Here is a 19,115-nt window from a genome sequence, read left to right as displayed (position 1 = left end):
TTTGTGCGTCGCGATGAAGTCGCTTGCGTCAGCAAGCCGGCGTGTTCACGAGCGTGGCTTGAGCGACTGCACGCGATAGAAGGTGTGATCGCCGATCGTGGCCACGGTGTAGGCGTTGGCCCAGCTGGGTGCGACCAGTTCGTGCGCGGCGAAGTGACTGGCACCCGGGACGATCTCGCGCCGCGCGCCGCGCGGCAGCGCCCAGTTGCGCTCCGAATCCAGCGCCACCGACACAGAGCGCGCCCATGCGCCGCCGTTCTGCAGACGCGTGGAGCTGGGCACGATGCCAGGGGCGAATTGATGCCGTGCGGTGACCACCTCGCACAGCGAGTTGCCCCACAGCCCGCTGTCGCGGCGTCGCAGCGCGACTTCCGCAACGGCTTCTTGTCCACGCATGCTCTGGTCCCGCGCCTCGAGATAGACGGTGGTGGACAGACATAGCGAATCGGCGGCCGGCTGTGGCATCACGTGTGACGACAGCCATAAGATCCAGGCCAGTTTCATCGAACTCCTTGCTCCGTTTGGCCGCATGCGAAGGGGTCGTCCCACGAAACTGGGGAAGACGGCCGGCACAGCGGTTGGGCGTCATGGGGAGGCAGCCATCTCACGGGCTACCCGGATGCTGGCCTTGAATGAAAGGGTGGCCAGGCAAGACCCACCTGAACTGGGCGGCGGGTCGGAAAGTCGGCGCAAGGTACGGGCCGAATTCAAAACGTCAACTGAATATCGACGCTTGCATCACGACGCTGACTACGGCAGTCAGCGTCTCATGACAGTGCGATGTTGATGCCGCGATGCAGCACGTTCGCAGCGCGCGTGATGCGCGTTTTTCAAAGCGTTGCGGCGAGACGACTGGCCTGATCGATCGCACGCTTGGCATCGAGTTCGGCCGCCACATCCGCACCGCCGATCAGATGCGGCGTGATGCCTTGCGCCTGCAGCAGATCGAACAGCTCGCGTCGCGGTTCCTGGCCTGCGCAGATCACCACATGGTCGACCGGCAGCGTCTGCTCGGATCCATCCACGCGGAGATGCAGGCCTTCATCGTCCACACCCAGATACTCCACGCCACCGAGCATGCGCACCTGCTTGGCCTTCAGCGTGGCGCGATGCACCCAGCCCGACGTCTTGCCCAAACGCGCACCGGGCCGACCCGGCGTGCGCTGCAGCAGCCACACCTCGCGTGCCGGCGGTTCGGGCTTCGGCGCGATCAGACTGCCCGGTGCTTCGAAGCTTGCGTCCACGCCCCACTGCGCCATCCAGCGCTTGGGATCGGTGCTCGGCGACGCACCGTGTTCGACCAGATACTCGGCCACGTCGAAGCCGATGCCGCCGGCGCCGATCAACGCCGCACGCGCGCCGACCTGCACGCGCCCGGAGAGCACATCCACATAGCTGATCACCTTGGGATGATCCGCGCCTGGCATCTGCACCGTGCGCGGCGTGATGCCCGTGGCCAGCACCACCGCATCAAAGCCCTTGAGCGTGTCCACATCGGCCAGCGTGTCCAGGTGCAACTCCACGCCGGTGTCGTCCAGGCGCTGGCGGAAGTAGCGCAGCGTCTCGTGGAATTCCTCCTTGCCGGGGATGCGCTTGGCGTAGTTGAACTGGCCGCCGATCTCGCTGCCGCCTTCGAACAGGCTCACCCGGTGTCCGCGTTCGGCCGCGACCGTGGCGCAGGCCAGGCCGGCAGGACCCGCGCCGACCACGGCGATGCGACGCGGGCGCTCGGTCCTGCGATAGACCAGCTCGGTCTCGGCGCAGGCGCGCGGGTTGACCAGGCAGCTGGCGCGCTTGTTCTGGAAGACGTGGTCCAGGCAGGCCTGGTTGCAGGCGATGCAGGTGTTGATCCGCGCCGCATCGCCGGTGCGCGCCTTGCGCACCCAGTGCGGATCGGCCAGCAGCGGTCGCGCCAGCGACACCATGTCGGCCTTGCCGGCCGCCAGGAGGTCCTCGGCCACCTGCGGCATGTTGATGCGGTTGGTGGCGATCACCGGCACCGACACCTCGCCCCTGAGCTTGGCGGTGACATTGGCGAAGGCCGCGCGCGGCACCGAGGTGACGATGGTCGGCACGCGCGCCTCGTGCCAGCCGATGCCGGAGTTGATCAGGGTCGCGCCGGCGGCCTGCACCGTGCGGGCCTGCGCGACGATGTCCGGCCAGGCGTTGCCGCCTTCGACCAGGTCCACCAGCGACAGGCGGTAGATGATGATGAAGTCCGGCCCGCAGGCCTCGCGCACGCGTCGCACGATCTCCACCGCGAAGCGCATCCGGCGCGCGGCATCGCCGCCCCAGGCGTCGTCGCGCTGATTGGTGCGCGCGGCGGTGAACTGGTTGATCAGATAACCCTCCGATCCCATCACTTCCACGCCGTCGTAGCCGGCCTGACGGGCCAGGCGCGCGGCATGGGCGTAGGCATCGATCTGGCGTTCGACGCCGCGCGCGCTCAGCGCCCGGGGCGTGAAGGGATTGATCGGCGCCTTGAGGCGCGAGGGCGCGACCGACAGCGGGTGATAGGCATAGCGCCCGGCATGCAGCAGCTGCAGGCAGATCTTCGCCCCGTGCGCATGCGCGGCCTGGGTGACCTGGCGATGCGGGCGTGCCTCCCACGGCCAGGACAGCTTGCCGCCGAACGGCTTGAGCCAGCCGACCAGGTTGGGCGCGAAGCCGCCGGTCACGATCAGCCCGACTTCGCCCTGCGCGCGCTCGGCCACGTAGGCCGCCAGCTTGGGGAAGTCGGCGGCGCGGTCTTCCAGGCCGGTGTGCATCGAGCCCATCAGCACCCGGTTGCGCAGCCGCGTGAAGCCCAGGTCCAGCGGCGCCAGCAGATGCGGGTAAGGGATGGCGGCTTCGTTCAGGTTGGCCTGGCTCGGCGTCTGGCTGGGCATGTCAATACGCTTGCGTATGGAAGAGTGCGCGCACCTTGCCGCAAGGCGCTGCGCCGGACAAGAGGCGCTGACGCAAAGGCAACGCTGACTTCACCTGAACCGAAGGCAATGAACGATTCGGACACACAATTGGCGCACGGTTTTCACACCACGTGCGCTTTGGCGCCCGTATAACGTGGCCCGCGCCAGGCAGGGGCGCGAGTCGACTTGTTAGGCTGCTGTTAACACGATCTTCACGAGCCCCTGCATAATCTGCGCCGGTGTTGACGGCACCCTCGCCGTTCAAACATTGGACTGAATGCCGTAAGGCTCGGGATGACCCCACGCCCACGCAGTCGGTTTTCAAAACCCTGAACTCTCAAGGAGTCGCAAATGAACAAGAAACTTCTCTGCGCCGCGATGCTGGCCGGACTGAGCGTGGCGCAGGCCGCTTCGGCTCAGGAGTTTGATGACCGCTGGTATCTGACCGGCTCGGTCGGCTGGAACAAGCAGGACAACGACCGCAAGACCGACGACGCTCCGTTCGCCACCCTGGGCCTGGGCAAGTTCATCAGCCCGAACTGGTCGCTGGACGGTGAGCTGAACTATCAGAACCCGAGCCTGGATCCGGAAGACAACCTGAACTGGTCGCAGTACGGCATCTCGTTCGACCTGCGTCGCCACTTTATCCAGGAAGGCCGCGGCTGGAACCCGTACGTCCTGATGGGCCTGGGCTACCAGCGCTCGGAGGAAGAGTACGACAACTTCCCGAACCCGGATTCCCCGGCCAAGAACAAGGACGGCAACTTCGCCGCCAAGGTCGGCGTCGGTCTGCAGACCACCTTCGACAGCCGCGTCGCCGTGCGCGCCGAAGTGGCCTACCGTGGCGACTTCAACGACCAGAGCCACCGCGCTCCGGACGAGTCGTGGTTCGGTGACGTGCTGGCTTCGGTCGGCGTCGTGATCCCGCTGGGCACCAAGGCCGTTCCGGTTGCCCCGCCGCCGCCGCCGCCGCCGGCTCAGACCTGCGCCGACCTGGATGACGACGGTGACGGCGTCAACAACTGCGACGACAAGTGCCCCGGTTCGCAGGCTGGCCAGACCATCGGTCCGGACGGCTGCCCGGCTCCGGTCACCATCGACCTGAAGGGCGTGAACTTCGACTTCAACAAGGCGACCCTGCGTCCTGACGCGGTGGCGATCCTGAATGAGGCCGTCGAGATCCTCAAGCGCTACCCCGACCTGCGCGTCGAAGTCGCCGGTCACACCGACCTGTGCGGCACCGAGACCTACAACCAGAAGCTGTCCGAGCGTCGTGCGAAGACCGTGTACGACTTCCTCACCAACAATGGTGTGTCCTCGTCGCGTCTGGTTGGACCGATCGGCTACGGCGAGAGCCGTCCGCTGGAGCAGACCCCGAACACGTTCCCGGCCTGTAAGAGCGAGAAGAACCGTCGTACGGAGCTGAACGTCCAGAACTAATCTGGCCGCTCAGGGGTTGGCTGCGGGATACCGCAGCCGCCTTCAGCATTAAGAAAAGCCCGGCCTTGCGCCGGGCTTTTTCTTTGTGCTTCTGCCGAAATCGAGGCCTCGCCGCGATTGAGCGTGCGGCTTTCGATGTCGGGGTTTCGCAGCGGTCGAGGTCGCAGCTTCGTAAGTGCCGCGGTCCGGGCTGTGTGGCCTGAGTGCACAGGGTGGCCGATTGCGCACAGTTGTCCGGGCCTCGACCCGATCTCGGTGGGAGCCGCCATGGCGGCGACGAGGGGTTCCCGGTAAAGCCTCATCGCCGCCATGGCGGCTCCACTTGTAGAGCGGAGCTTGCTCCGCTGGGGCCTTCCCCACGAACCGAACGGAACGCAGCGGAGTCCCCAAGAGGGGATTGCCACAAGCTCCGCTCTACAGGCAGGTTGCTGCGAGATTTGAGGAGACAGTTGCTCCTACCGAAGCATGCGGCGCGATCAGGCCTTTCCCAGCCGGACATTGGCCATGGAGGAGTCGCCCAGCCGTGGAGCCGCGCCTGGCCGTGGCGGGGCTGCCGGACGAGATGAGCTCACTGGCCCGCACGCGCTTCACCGACGGATTGGCGGTTCTAAGCTTCGGCGAAGAATCCTCTGTCGCGCGCGGAGCTCCGTGCACCGTATTCAGTCTTTTCTTTCAGTGATTTGCATGGAAAACATCGTGTAACGGTTGATTGTCTGCGCGCCGCCTGCCTAAACTCCCGCAACCCTCTTTTTCTCCTTGCGAACTCCCTATGCGCGCATCCCTCGTTGCGGTCGTTTCCCTGCTCGCCGTTGCTCCGTTCGCACACGCCGAAGCGGCGCAGGACTGTAACGGCGTGGTGCCGCAACCGCTGCCGCAGCGCACGACCGTGCTCTCGCCGGTGGCCGTGGAGCTGTTCGCCAACACCACCAGCCTGGGCGCGCCCAGCGGCGTGCTGGCGCAGTCCTACAACGATGCGCAGTCGGTCGATCGCGTGCTGCTGCGGATGAAGGTCGACGGCTGCCGCGAGCTGGCCATGGCCACGCCGGCGGTGAAGGCCAACGATCCGGCCGCCTACCAGCCCAAGACCCAGTACGACAACACGCCCTGGCGCTTCGACATGAACCAGAACGGCAAGCGCATGACGGCCGACGAGTTCGATGCCTGGATGAAGTCGCGCGGCGTGCGCGTGGTCAAGGCCAAGCCGGCCGCTGCGGTCGCCGTACCGCCGGGCGAAGTGGTCGCGACCCCGGCCGCCGCGCCCGCCGCGGCAGTGCCGGCCGCCGACAAGCAGTAAGTCCGCGCCGTCGGCCCACGCGGCGACGGCATACAGGGGCGCATTCCGATGGCGACGCACAAGCCGGTTCGCGACGATGCGCCGCGGCACGGGTTGGCGCGCGCGCTGTCCAAGCTGGGCCTGTGCTCGCGCACCGAGGCGACGCGCTGGATCGCGGCGGGACGGGTGCGGGTGGACGGCCGCGTGGTGCGCGATCCGGAGTTCCCCACCGTCGCCGGCCGTTCGCGGATCGAGATCGATGGCCAGGCGGACGCGGAAGCGAGCGCCGAACGCCGCTATCTGATGCTCAACAAGCCGCGCGGCCTGGTCACCACGGCGCGCGACGAACAGGGGCGCGACACGGTCTATCGCTGCCTGGACGGCGCCGGTCTGCCATGGCTGGCGCCGGTGGGACGGCTGGACAAGGCCAGCGAAGGCCTGCTGCTGCTGAGCAACGATCCTGTGTGGGCGGCGGCGATCACCGACCCGTCGACGGGGCCGAGCAAGACCTATCACGTGCAGATCGATGCGATTCCAGATACCGCGCTGCTGGCGCGGCTGGAGCAGGGCGCGTCGGTCGAGGGCGAACACCTGCGTGCCGCCCGCGCGCAGCTGCTGCGCAGCGGCGGGCGCAATGCCTGGCTGGAGATCACGCTGGACGAGGGGCGCAACCGCCAGATCCGGCGGCTGCTCGAGGCGTTCGGCCTGTCCACGCTGCGCCTTGTGCGTGTGGCGATTGGCGAGCTGCCGCTAGGCGCATTAGCCAAGGGCGCGTGGCGTGAACTGACGCCGCAGGAGGTGAGCGCGCTGGCGCCGCCTTCCGACGTGGCCCCGCCCGGAAAGAAGGTCGCGCCCTGACCTGATCCGGGCTTAGATGGATTCCAGCGCGGGCGGCGCTTGTGGCCGCCATCCGCGCCCGGCGCTTTACCTCTGCGCCGATGGAACCTTCAACCAATGGCCCGGGCCAAGGCCGTTTGGCCCCGGCCAGCGGTAAACGAATCAGCCCTTCAGCACGCCCAGCTCGTGGCCGATGCGGATGAAGGCGTCGATGGCCTGGTCCAGGTGCGCGCGGGTGTGCGCCGCGCTGATCTGGGTGCGGATGCGGGCCTGGCCCTTGGGCACCACCGGGAAGAAGAAGCCGATCGCGTAGATGCCTTCTTCCAGCAGGCGCTCGGCGAAACGCTGCGCCAGCGGCGCGTCGTAGAGCATCACCGGGCTGATCGGGTGCACGCCGGGCTTGAGGTCGAAGCCGGCGGCGGTCATCCGCTCGCGGAAATAGGCGGTGTTGTCGCGCAGTTGCGTGCGCAGGTCGCCGGCGGCGTCGAGCATGTCGAAGGCCTTGATCCCGGCGGCCACCACGTGCGGCGGCAGCGAATTGGAGAACAGGTAGGGACGCGAGCGCTGGCGCAGCAGTTCGACCACCTCGGCGCTGGCGGTGGTGAAGCCGCCCAGCGCGCCGCCCATCGCCTTACCCAGCGTGCCGGTGATGATGTCGATCCTGTCCAGCACGCCCTTGACCTCGGCCGAGCCGCGCCCGGTCTGGCCCAGGAAGCCGGTGGCGTGGCATTCGTCGATATGGACCAGCGCGCCGTACTTGGCGGCCAGGGCGGTGATCTCGTCGAGCGGGGCGATGAAGCCGTCCATCGAGAACACGCCATCGGTGGTGATCAGCTTGGTCCGGCAGCCGGCGGCGTCGGCCGCCTGCAGCTGCGCCTCCAGGTCGGCCATGTCGCAGTTGGCGTAGCGGAAGCGCTTGGCCTTGCACAGGCGCACGCCGTCGATGATCGAGGCGTGATTGAGCGCGTCGGAGATGATCGCGTCGTCCTCGCCCAGCAGCGGTTCGAACAGGCCGCCGTTGGCGTCGAAGCAGGCCGCGTACAGGATGGTGTCCTGCTTGCCGAAGAAGCGCGCGATGGTCTGCTCGAGCTGCTTGTGCAGATCCTGGGTGCCGCAGATGAAGCGCACCGAGGCCATGCCGAAGCCGTGCGTGTCCAGCGCCTGCTTGGCCGCGGCGATGATGTCCGGGTGGTCGGCCAGGCCCAGGTAGTTGTTGGCGCAGAAGTTCAGCACCTGGCGCCCGTCGGCCAGAGTGATCTGCGCCGACTGCGGGCCGGTGATGATGCGCTCGGACTTGAACAGCCCGGCCTCGCGGATGCCGTCCAGCTCCTCGGCGTAGCGGTGGGTCAGGGCGGGGAGGGCATCGGTCATCGCAGCGGGCCTGGGAACGGGAACGGAAGGGCGCATTTTACGCGCCGCCCCGCAGAGGCCGGTTCGCGGGTTCAGCCTGATTCCCGTTGGCGATAAGCACGCGCGCTTTCATTATTTCGTGGCACATTCATGCCTGGGCAGCATAAGCATTCCTGAATGCAGCCCCGCTCGCTGTCCATTACGCAAGGAAATCCGCCATGACCCTCGCCCGCACCCGCCGCCTGACTCGCCTGTTCGCGCTGGTCATGGCCTCGTGCCTGCTGACCGTGGCCGCAGCGGCCATGGCCCAGCAGAAGCAGCTGCTCAACGTGTCCTACGACCCCACGCGCGAGCTCTACCGCGCCCTGTCCGACGCCTTCAGCCAGGACTGGAAGGCCAAGCACGGCGAATCGGTCAGCGTTGAAAGCTCGCACGGCGGCTCGGGCAAGCAGGCGCGTGCGGTGATCGATGGCCTGGAGGCCGACGTGGTCACCCTGGCGCTGGCCTACGACATCGACTCGATCGCCAGCCAGGCCAAGCTGCTGCCGACCGACTGGCAGAAGCGCCTGCCGGACAACAGCGCGCCCTACACCTCGACCATCGTCTTCTTGGTGCGCAAGGGCAATCCGAAGCAGATCAAGGACTGGCCCGACCTGCTCAAGCCTGGCGTGCAGGTGATCACGCCCAATCCCAAGACCTCCGGCGGCGCGCGCTGGAACTATCTGGCCGCCTGGGCCTATGGCCTGCACATCTTCAAGGGCGACGAGGCCAAGACCCGGCGCATGGTGACCGCGCTGTACAACAACGTGCCGGTGCTGGACACCGGCGCGCGCGGGGCGACCACCACCTTCGTCCAGCGCGGCATCGGCGATGTGCTGCTGGCCTGGGAGAACGAGGCCTTCCTGTCGCAGGAAGAACTGGGCAAGGACAAGTTCGACATCGTCGTGCCCAAGCTGTCGATCCTGGCCGAGCCGCCGGTGGCGCTGGTGGACAAGAACGTGGACAAGCACGGCACGCGCGCCGAGGCGCAGGGCTTCCTGGAGTTCCTGTACACGCCGCAAGCGCAGAAGATCATCGCGCACAACTTCTACCGCCCGCGCCATCCCGAGTTCGCCGACGCGGCCGACATCGCGCGCTTCCCCAAGGTGCAGCTGGTGACGGTGGACCAGGTGTTCGGTGGCTGGGCCAAGGCGCAGGCCAAGCACTTCGCCGACGGCGGTGAGTTCGACAAGATGCTGGCGGGAAAGAAGCGGCCTTGAGCGTTGCGATTCCTGCAGCAGGGCGCGCGCGCCGAAGGCGGGTGATTCCCGGCTTCGGCCTCAGCCTGGGCACCACCTTGCTGTGGCTCGGGCTGATCGTGCTGCTGCCGCTGGCGGGGGTGTTCATCAAGTCGGCCGGCCTGGGCTGGCACGGACTGTGGGCGGTCTGGACCGACCCGCGCGTGCTGGCCGCGCTGCGGGTGAGCTTTTCCACCGCGCTGGCGGCGGCGGCATTCAACGCGGTGGCCGGCACGCTGGTGGCGTGGGTGTTCGTGCGCTACGACTTTCCGGGCAAGCGTCTGTTCGATGCGGTGGTGGATCTGCCGTTCGCGCTGCCCACGGCGGTGGCCGGCATCGCGCTGACCCAGCTCTATGGCCCGACCGGCTGGCTCGGCCGCTGGCTGGAGGCCGGCGGACTCAAGGTCGCCTACACCCCGCTGGGCATCACGGTGGCGCTGGTGTTCATCGGCCTGCCGTTCGTGGTGCGCGTGGTCGAGCCGGTCCTGGCCGAGGTGGAATCCGAACTGGAGGAGGCCGCCGCCAGCCTCGGCGCCGGGCGCCTGCGCACGGTCGCCCAGGTGGTGCTGCCCACGGTGTGGCCGGCGGTGCTGTCGGGCTTCGCGCTGGCATTCGCGCGCGGGGTGGGCGAATACGGCTCGGTGATCTTCATCGCCGGCAACCTGCCGGGCGTGTCCGAGATCGCGCCGCTGCTGATCACCATCAAGCTGGAGGAGTTCGATTACGCCGGCGCTACCGCGATCGCCGCGGCGATGCTGCTGCTGTCCTTCGTCCTGCTGCTGGTGATCAACACGCTGCAGGCGCGGCTGGCGCGGCGCGGCCTGAAGGTGCCCGCCTGATGGCCGCCGTGTCCGTGCCCGTGCCACGGCGCGCGCTGCGCGCGCCGACGACCGAGCCTGCGTGGATGAAATGGACGCTGGTGGGGCTGGCGCTGCTGTTCCTGCTGTCCTTCCTGCTGTTGCCGCTGGTGCTGGTGTTCACCGAGGCGCTGCGCAGCGGCCTGCCGACCTTCCTCAAGGCGATCACCGACCGCGACGCGCTGGCGGCGATCAGGCTGACCCTGGTGGTGACCGCGATCGTGGTGCCGCTGAACCTGATCTTCGGCATCGCCGCGGCCTGGGCGGTGAGCAAGCACCGCTTCCCCGGCAAGCGCATCCTGGTCAGCCTGATCGACCTGCCGTTCGCCGTCTCGCCGGTGGTGGCCGGCCTGGTCTTCATGCTGATCTTCGGCCGCCAGGGTTGGGCCTGGCCGCTGATCGACGAGGGCTGGCGCGTGCATCTGCCGCTGTTGGGGGACACGCTGATCCAGCTGCCGAAGATCGTGTTCGCGCTGCCGGGCATCGTGCTGGCCACGACCTTCGTCACCTTCCCCTTCATCGCCCGCGAGCTGATGCCGCTGATGGAGCAGCAGGGCAGCGACGAGGAGCTGGCCGCGCTCAGCCTGGGGGCCAGCGGCTGGCAGACCTTCTGGCGCGTGACGCTGCCCAACATCCGTTGGGCGCTGCTGTACGGCGTGCTGCTTTGCGCGGCCAGGTCGATGGGCGAGTTCGGCGCGGTCTCGGTGGTGTCCGGGCACATCCGCGGGCGCACCAACACCTTGCCGCTGCACGTGGAAATCCTCTACAACGAGTACGCCTACAGCGCGGCCTTCGCCGCCGCCTCCCTGCTGGCGCTGAGCGCGCTGGTCACCCTGGCGCTCAAGTCCTGGCTGGAGTGGCGCCACGGCGAGGCGCTGGCGGCCAGACACCGACACTGATTCAAGGTCCGCAACAACCCATGGGCATCACGGTCGAACACCTCTCCAAGCGCTTCGGCGCCTTCGCCGCGCTGGACGCGATCGATCTGGACATCCGTCCGGGCGAGCTGCTGGCGCTGCTGGGCCCGTCCGGGTCAGGCAAGACCACGCTGCTGCGGGTGATCGCCGGGCTGGAGCATGCCGACGAGGGGCGCGTGCTGTTCGACGGCCAGGATGCCTCGGTGCTGCCGGTGCAGCAGCGCCAGGTGGGCGTGGTGTTTCAGCACTACGCGCTGTTCAAGCACATGCGGGTGGAGGAGAACATCGCCTTCGGCCTCAAGGTCCGCCGTGGCCGCGCGCGCTGGCCGAAGGCCCGGATCGCCGAGCGCGTGCGCGAGCTGCTCTCGCTGGTGCAGCTCGAGGGCCTGGGCGCGCGCTATCCCACCCAGCTCTCCGGCGGTCAGCGCCAGCGCGTGGCATTGGCGCGTGCGCTTGCGATCGAGCCGAAGATGCTGCTGCTGGACGAGCCCTTCGGCGCGCTCGATGCCAAGGTGCGCCGCGACCTGCGCCGCTGGCTGCGCCAGGTGCACGAGGCGACCGGGGTGACCACCGTGTTCGTCACCCACGACCAGGAAGAGGCGCTGGAGCTGGCCGACCGCGTGGCCATCCTCAACAAGGGACGCATCGAACAAATCGGCACGCCGGCGCAGGTCTACGACCAGCCCGCGTCGGCCTTCGTCTACGGCTTCGTCGGCGAGGCCAACCGCCTATCCGGCCACAAGGCCGGCGAGGTGCTGCGCGTCGGCGGTCTGGAGCTGGCTGCGCCACAAGGCGATGCGCTGGCCGACGGTGCGGTGGCGCTGTTCGTGCGTCCCCAGGATCTGCAGCCGGTCGCGCCGGGGCAGGGCGGTTGGCAGGCGCAGGTGGAAAGCGTGCAGCGCAGCGGGCCGCGCCAGCGCATCCATGCGCGTCTCGACGATGGCACGCCGCTCGAGCTGGAGCTGCCGGCCGCGACCGAAAGCGTGCAGGTGGGCGAGCGCGTCGGCCTGGTCCCGGCGCGCTGGGGCGCCTTCGCCGAGCGCTAGCCTGGCTTGCCGGTGCGCCGGCAGCGTGCGGATGAGGGAGCGCTGCTGTCTGGCCAGCGGATCGCCAACTCTGTGCGTCCTCACCGAACGGACATGAAACGAAAAAGGCGCCTTGCGGCGCCTTTCGCGTGATGACCCGAGACGGACCTCAGTTCCAGCTCAGCACGACCTTGCCGGCCTTGCCTTCCTCCATCAGGTCGAAGCCCTTCTGGAAGTCGTCGATCGGCAGCTGATGAGTCAGCACCTTGCCCAGCGGGAAGCCGCTCAGCACCAGCTGGGTCATCTTGTACCAGGTCTCGTACATCTTGCGGCCGTAGATGCCCTGCACGGTCAGACCCTTGAAGATGATCTTGTCCCAGTCCGCGCCGGCGCCGCGCGGCATGATGCCGAGCATGGCGATCTTGCCGCCGTGGTACATGCAGTCGAGCATGTCGTTAAACGCGCGCGGGTTGCCGCTCATCTCCAGGCCGACGTCGAAGCCTTCCATGTGCAGGTCGGCCATCACGTCCTTGAGCGAGGTGTTGGCGACGTTGACCACGCGCGTGGCGCCCATGTCGGCGGCCAGCTTCAGGCGGAAGTCGTTGACGTCGGTGACCACCACGTTGCGCGCGCCGATGTGCTTGCAGATGCCGGCGGCGATGATGCCGATCGGGCCGGCGCCGGTGATCAGCACGTCCTCGCCGATCACGCCGAACTCCAGCGCGCAGTGCGCCGCGTTGCCGTAGGGGTCGAAGAACGCCGCCAGCTCGGAGGGGATCTGGTCGGGGATCGGCCACAGGTTGGAGGCCGGCATCACCATGTACTCGGCGAAGGCGCCGTTGACGTTGACGCCGATGCCGACCGTGTTGGGGCACAGGTGCGGACGTCCGCCGCGGCAGTTGCGGCAATGCCCGCAGACGATGTGGCCCTCGGCCGAGACGCGCTGGCCGACCTGGTAGCCGGTCACCGCCGAGCCCAGCTGCGCGATGCGGCCGACGAACTCATGGCCGATGGTCAGGCCCGGCTTGATGGTGCGCTGGCTCCACTCGTCCCACAGGTAGATGTGCAGGTCGGTGCCGCAGATGGCGGTCTTCTCCAGCTTGACCAGCACCTCGTTGGGGCCGGGCACGGGCTTGGCGACCTGTTCCATCCAGATGCCCTTGCCCGCCTCGCGCTTGACCAGCGCTTTCATCGTGTCCGCCATGGTGCGTTGCAACCGAAGACAAAGAGGAGACCAATTATAAGCCGCGGCCCGGCGTGGACCTTTCATCCACGCCGGGCCGCTGTCCCCGCTTGCGCGATCAGAAGCGCGCGTCGACCGTGAAGAACACCTGGCGCGGGGCGCCGGCCATCAGGGTCTGGTTGTAGCCGTCCGGATCGGAGGCGACGTAGCCATTGGTGCCAGTGGTGGCGAAGTAGCGCTTGTCGGCCAGGTTGGTCACGTTGACCGAGACGTCCAGGCTGGAGAGCGCGCCGACCCGGCCGAAGTCGTAGCCGCCGCCGGCGTTGAACAGCCAGTAGCTGGGCACGCTGGAGTCGTTGAGGTAGGTGAGGTAGCGCTTGTCGGTGTACTTGCCGTCGATCGAGGCGTGCCAGCCGTCCTGCCGCCAGGACAGGCTGGAGGAGAACATCCATTCCGGCAGGCCGACGACCTGCTTGCCCTTGGTCGCCACCACGCCGTTGTTGAGGTAGTCGTCCTGGTACTTGGAGCGGTTCCAGGACAGGGTGTTGAGCCAGCTCAGCCCGTCGATCGGCTTCCACACCAGGGCCAGGTCGGCGCCGCTGCTGTCCACCTCGCCGACGTTGCTCAGGATCGCCGAGCAGGTCTGGATGGCGCTGCACGGGGAGATGGTCAGCAGGCGGTTGGAGAAGCGCGTGTAGTACGCGCCGACCGAGGCCTCGTAGCGCTCGCCGTGGGTGCGCCAGCCGGCCTGCACGGTCTGCGACTGCTCCGGGTCCAGGGTGTTCTTGAGCTGGTTGAACGTGGCCTGGTTGGTGGCGAAGGGGCTGTAGCCGAAGGCGGCGATGTTCTTGCTGTAGGAGGCGTAGACGTCCTGCGCCTCGTCGAGCTTGTAGCTGACGCCGACCTGCGGCAGGAAGTGGTCGTCGGCCTTGATCGTGCCCTGCGCATAGCTGCTGCTGGGCACCAGCGAGCGCGCCTGGATCTGCGTGCTCACCGCCTTGGCGCCGAAGTTGAGGCTCAGCCGGTCGTCGAGCAGGCGCAGCGTGTCCTGCGCATAGGCCATGCGCGTGCGGATCTGGTACTTCTGCAGGAACTGGCGGTAGAACGGGTCGCCGGCCTCGTAGAAGTTGAACATGGAGGTGAACGGCCCACCCAGCTGGAAGTAATTACGCTCCTGGGTGTTCTGCGCGTTCTCGGCCCAGCCGCCCAGCTCGATCTCGTTGATGCCGATGTTGAACTTCAGCGCGGCGGTGCCGCCGAAGCGGTCCAGGCCGTAGTCGGTGGTGCGCATGGACAGCGGCACGCTGGCCGAGGTCGGCACGTAGGGCGTGACCCATTGCCCCTCGCCACGGTCGCCGTGGTAGTAGCCGGTCACGTCCAGCGAGACGGCGGGACTGAAGACGAAGCTGCCGGCCAGCGCGACCAGGGTGTCGTCGCGCAGGCCGGCGCCCCAGTAGTAGGTGGCGTCGAGCCAGTCGTAGTCGGCCGGCAGGCCGGCCAGCGAGGCCGGATAGCCGTTGGCCACGCCGGCATAGGTGCCGGTGCGCTGGTAGGCGCGCGCCATCTGCGCGGCGGTGGCCCAGTCCGGCACCAGGTAGTCGTAGTCCCAGCCCAGCACCTTCTGGCTGGTCAGCGACAGGTCCATGTAGTCCTGTTCCTTGCGCCGCGACTTGTCCACGAACAGGCTCACGCGGTTGCCCTCGCCCCAGGCGTACAGCGCCTTGGCGTTGAACTGCTCGTAGCGCTGGCTGCCGTCGCCCTTCCACTTGTCCATGTCCGAATCGGCATAGGCCACGTAGGCCGACAGCCCGTTGTGCTCGCCGGTGTCCAGGCGCGCATAGGTGCGGCTGGCGTTGCGGTCGCCGACGGTCTGCGAGAAGCGCCCGCCGAACTCGGTCTCCGGATCGGCCGAATAGAACTGCAGCGTGCCGCCCAGGTTGCTGTTGGAGGCCGTGCCCAGCGCGCCGGCGCCCTGCGCCAGCTCCACCGAGGCGATGTTCTCGGAGAGGATGGCGCGGGTGATGGACAGGCCGTTGGTGACGCCGTAGCTCATGTTGCCCAGCGGCACGCCGTCCAGGGTGAAGCCCAGTCGGCTCTGGTCGAAGCCGTGCAGGTAGATCGCGGTGGACCATTCGTAGGCGCCGGTGGCGTCGGCCGACTGGAACTGCACGCCGGGCAGCTTGTCGATCGCCTTCAGTGCGCTGCTGCCGGCGGGCAGGCGTTCGATGTCCTGCTGGTTGACGCGCTGCACCTGGCGGGTCGCGCCGCGCGCGACCACCGAGACCGCATCGAGCTGCTTGGCATCGGCCGGTGCCGCCTCGGCCGCGTCGGCCGGCGGGTCGGCGGCCTGGGCCAGGCCGGAGATGGAACAGAGCAGGGCGAGCGCCAGGGCGCTGCGGCGCGGCGTGGGAATCGAAAGTGACATCGGTGAAAGCCGTGAGGGAGGAGGCGGCGGAACGGTGTCACCGATTCATGAAGTTGCGATGACGGGGCGATGACGCAACCGATGTCGTGCGCCTGACAAACATCTGGCGTATACCGCTGGGCGGCCGGCGCTGCGCCGGGCTTTCTTTCGTTTCCGAGATGTCGGTATGCACAAACTTTCGCGTCGCGATTTCCTGCAGCGCCTCTCGGCGCTGACCGCCGCCGGCCTGCTGCCTGCCTCCATCGGCCGCGCGCTGGCGCTGCCGGCGCAGGTGCGCAGCGGCACGCTGGCGGACATGGAGCATGTGGTGATCCTGATGCAGGAGAACCGCGCCTTCGATCATTACTTCGGCACGTTGCGCGGGGTGCGCGGCTTCGACGACCCGCGCCCGCTGCGGCTGCGCGATGGCGCGCCGGTGTGGCAGCAGCGCCAGGACGGCGGCGCGCCCGTGCTGCCCTTCCACCTGGACACGCGCGCCACCAGCGCGGCGGTGATGAAGAGCCTGGACCACAACTGGAAAGGCGCGCGCGGCCAGGACGCCGCGCGCTGGCAGCAGTACGACTGCTGGGTGCCGTACAAGGGCGCGCTGAGCATGGGGCATCTGCAGCGCGCGGACATCCCGTTCTATCACGCGCTGGCCGATGCCTTCACCGTGTGCGATGGCTACTTCTGCTCGCTGCACGGGCCGACCAATCCCAACCGCATGTATCTGTTCACCGGCAGCAGCGGGCTGAGCGTGGGCAACGACGGCGATCAGGCGGTGGACAACGTGGACGACGGCAACTGGACCGCGGACATGAAGCGCGACCGGGCCGACTTTGTCGGCCTGCGCTGGACCACCTATGCCGAACGCCTGCAGGAGGCCGGCATCGACTGGCGCGTCTACCAGGAGTACGACAACTACGGCGACAACCCGCTGTCCTCGTTCGCGCGCTTCCGCGCCATGGACGTGCGCGACCCGCTGTACCGGCGAGGGCGCGGGATCGTGCCCGGTTCCGACGCCGAAAATGCGCAGCACAGCACCGCCCAGCACCTGGTCGATGCCTTCGCCGCCGACGTGCGTGACGGAAAGCTGCCGCAGGTGTCGTGGATCGTCGCGCCGTATCCGTACAGCGAGCATCCCGAGGCCACGCCGGCCCATGGCGAGTCGCTGGCCTCGCGCATCCTCGATGCGCTCACCGCCGTGCCCGAGGTCTGGGCGCGGACCTGCCTGATCATCAACTACGACGAGAACGACGGCTTCTTCGACCATGTGCCCGCGCCGCTGCCCGCGCTGGATGCGCGCATGGGCGCCAGCCAGGTCGAGGTGCGCGGCGAAAGCTACAAGGGCACGCCGGTCGGCCTGGGCGTGCGCGTGCCGATGACGGTGGTCTCGCCGTGGACGCGCGGGGGCTGGGTCGATTCGCAGGTGTTCGACCACACCTCGGTGCTGCGGCTGCTGGAGGCGCGCTTCGGCGTGGCCGAGCCGAACATCAGCCCGTGGCGGCGCGCGGTAGCCGGCGATCTGACCAGCGTGTTCGACTTCGCCACGCCCGACGACTCGGCGCTCTCGGCCCTGCCGTCCACCGCCGACTATCTGCAGCGCATGCAGGCCGCCGCGCGCCAGCCCGCGCCGGTGGTGCCGGTGCCGGGCGCGCAGCCAAAGCAGGAGCCCGGCCAGCGCCCGGCGCGCGCCCTGCCGTACGCGCTGCAGGTGCATGCGCGCCACGGCGAGGACGGGCTGCGCCTGGTCTTCGTCAACGACGGGCCGGCGGCGGCGGTGTTCAACGTCTACGCCGACGGCGGCGCGGCCGGGCCCTGGTATTACACGGTGCTGCCGGGCCGCACGCTGGAGGACGCGCCGCATGCGCTGCCGGCCGGCGCCTACGCGCTGGCGGTGCACGGGCCGAACGGCTTCCTGCGCGAGTTCGCCGGCGAGGGCCATGCCGCGCCGGTGGTCGAGGCCATCCAGGACGGCGAGACGCTGGTGCTGCAGCTGTCCAATCCCACGCGCACGGCGGTCGCGCTGCAGCTGCGCGCGCTGGACTACGCCGACCCGGCGCCGCGCAGGATCAGCTTGAGCCCGGGCGAGCGGCAGACCGTGCGCATCGAGGTGGCCCAGGCCGACCACTGGTACGACCTGGAGCTCACCCAGCCGGGCGGCGCCTTCCGCCGCCGCCTGGCCGGGCACCTGGAAACCGGCCGCCCCAGCCGCAGCGACCCGGCGATCGGGCGGATGAGCTGAACGTGGCCGGCGCGCTTCGCGGCGCGGGCGGGGTGCGGTCACAATGGCGCCCCCCAACGCTCCTTACCGCCCGATGTCCGTCTCCACCTCCCGCTCCCTGGCCGATTGGCTCAGCTACATCCAGGCCCAGCATCCCAGCGCCATCGAACTGGGCCTGGAGCGCGTGCGCGCGGTGGCCGAGGCGATGGGCCTGGGCAAGCCGGCGCGCCAGGTCGTCACGGTCGGCGGCACCAACGGCAAGGGCTCGACCGTGGCCTTCCTCGAGGCCATCGCCCGCGCCGGCGGCTGGAAGGTCGGCGCCTACACCTCGCCGCACCTGCGGCGCTACAACGAGCGGGTGCGCATCGACGGCGTGGAGGCCGACGACGCGGCGCTGGTGGAGGGGTTCGAGGCGGTCGAGGCCGCGCGCGGCCATACGCCGCTGACCTATTTCGAATACGGCACGCTGGCCGCGCTGTGGCTGTTCCAGCGCGCCGGGCTGGACCTGGCCGTGCTGGAAGTCGGCCTGGGCGGCCGGCTGGACGCGGTCAACGTGATCGACCCGGACGTGGCGGTAATCACCACCGTGGACATCGACCACACCGACTGGCTTGGCGCCGACCGCGAGGCCATCGGCAAGGAGAAGGCCGGCATCGCCCGGCCGTGGACGCCGCTGGTGCTGGGCGAGGTCACCGCGCCCTCCAGCGTGCTCGGCCACGCCTACGCCATCGGCGCGGCGGTGATCCAGCTGGGCAACGACTTCTTCCATGAAGCGCCCGAGGATGGCCAGTGGCGCTGGCGCGAGGTCGGCACCGAGCTGCTGCTGCCGGCGCTGCCGCTGGACGCGCCGGCCCAGCGCGCCAACGCCGCCACCGCGATCGCCGCGCTGCGCGCGCTGCCCGAGGAGCTGCCGGCCAGCGCCTTCGCCGCCGGCATCGCCCAGGCGCGCGTGCCCGGGCGCCTGCAGCGGCTGCAGCGCGCGGGCATCGAGATCCGCCTGGACGTGGGCCACAACCCCCAGGCCGCGCGCGAACTGGCCGCGTTCCTGGACCGGCACCCGGCGCGCACGCTGGCGGTCTACGCCGCGCTGTCGGACAAGGACGCCGCCGGCGTGGCCACCGCGCTGGCGGAGCGCGTGGCGCGCTGGTTCCTGGCCGGGCTGGAGCCCGGCGCGCCGCGCGGGCAGGACGCCGACGCGCTCGCCGCGCGCCTGGCCGGCACGCCGGCCGCGGCGGGTGAACGTTTTGCCGGCATCGCCGAGGCGCTGCACGCCGCGCTCAAGGCCGCCGCGCCGGGCGAGCGCGTGCTGGTGTTCGGCTCCTTCCACACCGTGGCCGAGGCGCTGGCGGTGCTGGATTCAGGCGCATGAGGAAAGCGCCGCGGCGCGCGCGCTTATAATTCGCCACTTCATCACCAAAG

Annotated in this window: 14 protein-coding genes; 9 read left to right on the top strand and 5 right to left on the bottom strand. The window is 68.8% G+C overall.

What is annotated here, in order from left to right; genetic code table 11:
• Window positions 1–45: 45 nt before the first annotated feature.
• Both EAT51_RS00515 and EAT51_RS00510 read right to left on the bottom strand, forming a co-directional pair.
• Window positions 46–504, bottom strand: coding sequence for a cell wall hydrolase (locus EAT51_RS00515; RefSeq protein ID WP_130516048.1), 459 nt, complete (start codon window positions 502–504; stop codon window positions 46–48).
• A gap of 326 nt (window positions 505–830) precedes the next feature.
• Window positions 831–2,888, bottom strand: coding sequence for an NADPH-dependent 2,4-dienoyl-CoA reductase (locus tag EAT51_RS00510; RefSeq protein WP_130516050.1), 2,058 nt, complete (start codon window positions 2,886–2,888; stop codon window positions 831–833).
• A 372-nt stretch (window positions 2,889–3,260) separates the two neighbouring features.
• Here EAT51_RS00510 and EAT51_RS00505 point away from each other — a divergent pair, with 372 nt between their 5' ends.
• The 3 genes from EAT51_RS00505 to EAT51_RS00495 all read left to right on the top strand — a co-directional run bounded on the left by EAT51_RS00505 (window position 3,261) and on the right by EAT51_RS00495 (window position 6,480).
• Complete coding sequence (locus EAT51_RS00505) at window positions 3,261–4,349, top strand: OmpA family protein (RefSeq protein ID WP_130516052.1); 1,089 nt, start codon at window positions 3,261–3,263, stop codon at window positions 4,347–4,349.
• Window positions 4,350–5,118: 769 nt separating this feature from the next.
• Complete coding sequence (locus tag EAT51_RS00500) at window positions 5,119–5,643, top strand: hypothetical protein (RefSeq protein WP_130516054.1); 525 nt, start codon at window positions 5,119–5,121, stop codon at window positions 5,641–5,643.
• Window positions 5,644–5,691: 48 nt separating this feature from the next.
• Entirely contained in the window at window positions 5,692–6,480 is a 789-nt protein-coding gene (locus EAT51_RS00495; protein ID WP_130516056.1) for a pseudouridine synthase, read from the top strand.
• A gap of 141 nt (window positions 6,481–6,621) precedes the next feature.
• Here the strand turns inward: EAT51_RS00495 and kbl are convergent, their stop codons facing one another.
• On the bottom strand, window positions 6,622–7,830 hold the full coding sequence (gene kbl, locus EAT51_RS00490; RefSeq protein ID WP_130516059.1) for a glycine C-acetyltransferase: 1,209 nt from the start codon (window positions 7,828–7,830) through the stop codon (window positions 6,622–6,624).
• Window positions 7,831–8,027: 197 nt separating this feature from the next.
• On the opposite strand from kbl, the gene EAT51_RS00485 reads away from it, so the two are divergent.
• The 4 genes from EAT51_RS00485 to EAT51_RS00470 all read left to right on the top strand — a co-directional run bounded on the left by EAT51_RS00485 (window position 8,028) and on the right by EAT51_RS00470 (window position 11,906).
• Complete coding sequence (locus EAT51_RS00485) at window positions 8,028–9,068, top strand: sulfate ABC transporter substrate-binding protein (RefSeq protein ID WP_130516061.1); 1,041 nt, start codon at window positions 8,028–8,030, stop codon at window positions 9,066–9,068.
• Window positions 9,065–9,925, top strand: coding sequence for a sulfate ABC transporter permease subunit CysT (gene cysT, locus EAT51_RS00480; protein ID WP_130516063.1), 861 nt, complete (start codon window positions 9,065–9,067; stop codon window positions 9,923–9,925). The genes EAT51_RS00485 and cysT overlap by 4 nt, the downstream gene beginning before the upstream one ends.
• Before the next feature lie 65 nt (window positions 9,926–9,990).
• Entirely contained in the window at window positions 9,991–10,842 is an 852-nt protein-coding gene (cysW, locus tag EAT51_RS00475) for a sulfate ABC transporter permease subunit CysW (RefSeq protein WP_379655765.1), read from the top strand.
• A 20-nt stretch (window positions 10,843–10,862) separates the two neighbouring features.
• Window positions 10,863–11,906, top strand: coding sequence for a sulfate/molybdate ABC transporter ATP-binding protein (locus EAT51_RS00470; protein WP_130516067.1), 1,044 nt, complete (start codon window positions 10,863–10,865; stop codon window positions 11,904–11,906).
• 148 nt (window positions 11,907–12,054) lie between these two features.
• On the opposite strand, the gene tdh is transcribed toward EAT51_RS00470, so the two are convergent.
• Both tdh and EAT51_RS00460 read right to left on the bottom strand, forming a co-directional pair.
• Window positions 12,055–13,089 carry an L-threonine 3-dehydrogenase gene (gene tdh, locus EAT51_RS00465; protein ID WP_165421874.1) on the bottom strand — a complete coding sequence of 345 codons (1,035 nt, stop codon included), beginning with the start codon at window positions 13,087–13,089 and terminating at the stop codon, window positions 12,055–12,057.
• A gap of 97 nt (window positions 13,090–13,186) precedes the next feature.
• Window positions 13,187–15,493, bottom strand: coding sequence for a TonB-dependent receptor family protein (locus tag EAT51_RS00460; protein WP_130516071.1), 2,307 nt, complete (start codon window positions 15,491–15,493; stop codon window positions 13,187–13,189).
• 166 nt (window positions 15,494–15,659) lie between these two features.
• On the opposite strand from EAT51_RS00460, the gene EAT51_RS00455 reads away from it, so the two are divergent.
• Both EAT51_RS00455 and folC read left to right on the top strand, forming a co-directional pair.
• Window positions 15,660–17,717, top strand: coding sequence for a phosphocholine-specific phospholipase C (locus EAT51_RS00455; RefSeq protein WP_130561148.1), 2,058 nt, complete (start codon window positions 15,660–15,662; stop codon window positions 17,715–17,717).
• A gap of 73 nt (window positions 17,718–17,790) precedes the next feature.
• Entirely contained in the window at window positions 17,791–19,065 is a 1,275-nt protein-coding gene (gene folC, locus EAT51_RS00450) for a bifunctional tetrahydrofolate synthase/dihydrofolate synthase (protein ID WP_130516075.1), read from the top strand.
• Window positions 19,066–19,115: the final 50 nt, after the last annotated feature.

Source organism: Pseudoxanthomonas winnipegensis (genome assembly GCF_004283755.1).
In the GTDB taxonomy this organism is placed as follows: Bacteria; Pseudomonadota; Gammaproteobacteria; order Xanthomonadales; family Xanthomonadaceae; genus Pseudoxanthomonas_A; species Pseudoxanthomonas_A winnipegensis.
This window is presented reverse-complemented; position numbering and strand designations above follow the sequence as displayed.

Coding starts and splice junctions, on each gene's coding strand:
- EAT51_RS00485 (WP_130516061.1), top strand. CDS start 8,028: ATGACCCTCGCCCGCACCCGCCGCCTGACTCGCCTGTTCGCGCTGGTC.
- folC (WP_130516075.1), top strand. CDS start 17,791: ATGTCCGTCTCCACCTCCCGCTCCCTGGCCGATTGGCTCAGCTACATC.
- kbl (WP_130516059.1), bottom strand. CDS start 7,830: ATGACCGATGCCCTCCCCGCCCTGACCCACCGCTACGCCGAGGAGCTG.
- cysW (WP_379655765.1), top strand. CDS start 9,991: ATGAAATGGACGCTGGTGGGGCTGGCGCTGCTGTTCCTGCTGTCCTTC.
- EAT51_RS00500 (WP_130516054.1), top strand. CDS start 5,119: ATGCGCGCATCCCTCGTTGCGGTCGTTTCCCTGCTCGCCGTTGCTCCG.
- EAT51_RS00495 (WP_130516056.1), top strand. CDS start 5,692: ATGGCGACGCACAAGCCGGTTCGCGACGATGCGCCGCGGCACGGGTTG.
- EAT51_RS00455 (WP_130561148.1), top strand. CDS start 15,660: ATGCACAAACTTTCGCGTCGCGATTTCCTGCAGCGCCTCTCGGCGCTG.
- tdh (WP_165421874.1), bottom strand. CDS start 13,089: ATGGCGGACACGATGAAAGCGCTGGTCAAGCGCGAGGCGGGCAAGGGC.
- EAT51_RS00460 (WP_130516071.1), bottom strand. CDS start 15,493: ATGTCACTTTCGATTCCCACGCCGCGCCGCAGCGCCCTGGCGCTCGCC.
- EAT51_RS00505 (WP_130516052.1), top strand. CDS start 3,261: ATGAACAAGAAACTTCTCTGCGCCGCGATGCTGGCCGGACTGAGCGTG.
- EAT51_RS00510 (WP_130516050.1), bottom strand. CDS start 2,888: ATGCCCAGCCAGACGCCGAGCCAGGCCAACCTGAACGAAGCCGCCATC.
- EAT51_RS00470 (WP_130516067.1), top strand. CDS start 10,863: ATGGGCATCACGGTCGAACACCTCTCCAAGCGCTTCGGCGCCTTCGCC.
- EAT51_RS00515 (WP_130516048.1), bottom strand. CDS start 504: ATGAAACTGGCCTGGATCTTATGGCTGTCGTCACACGTGATGCCACAG.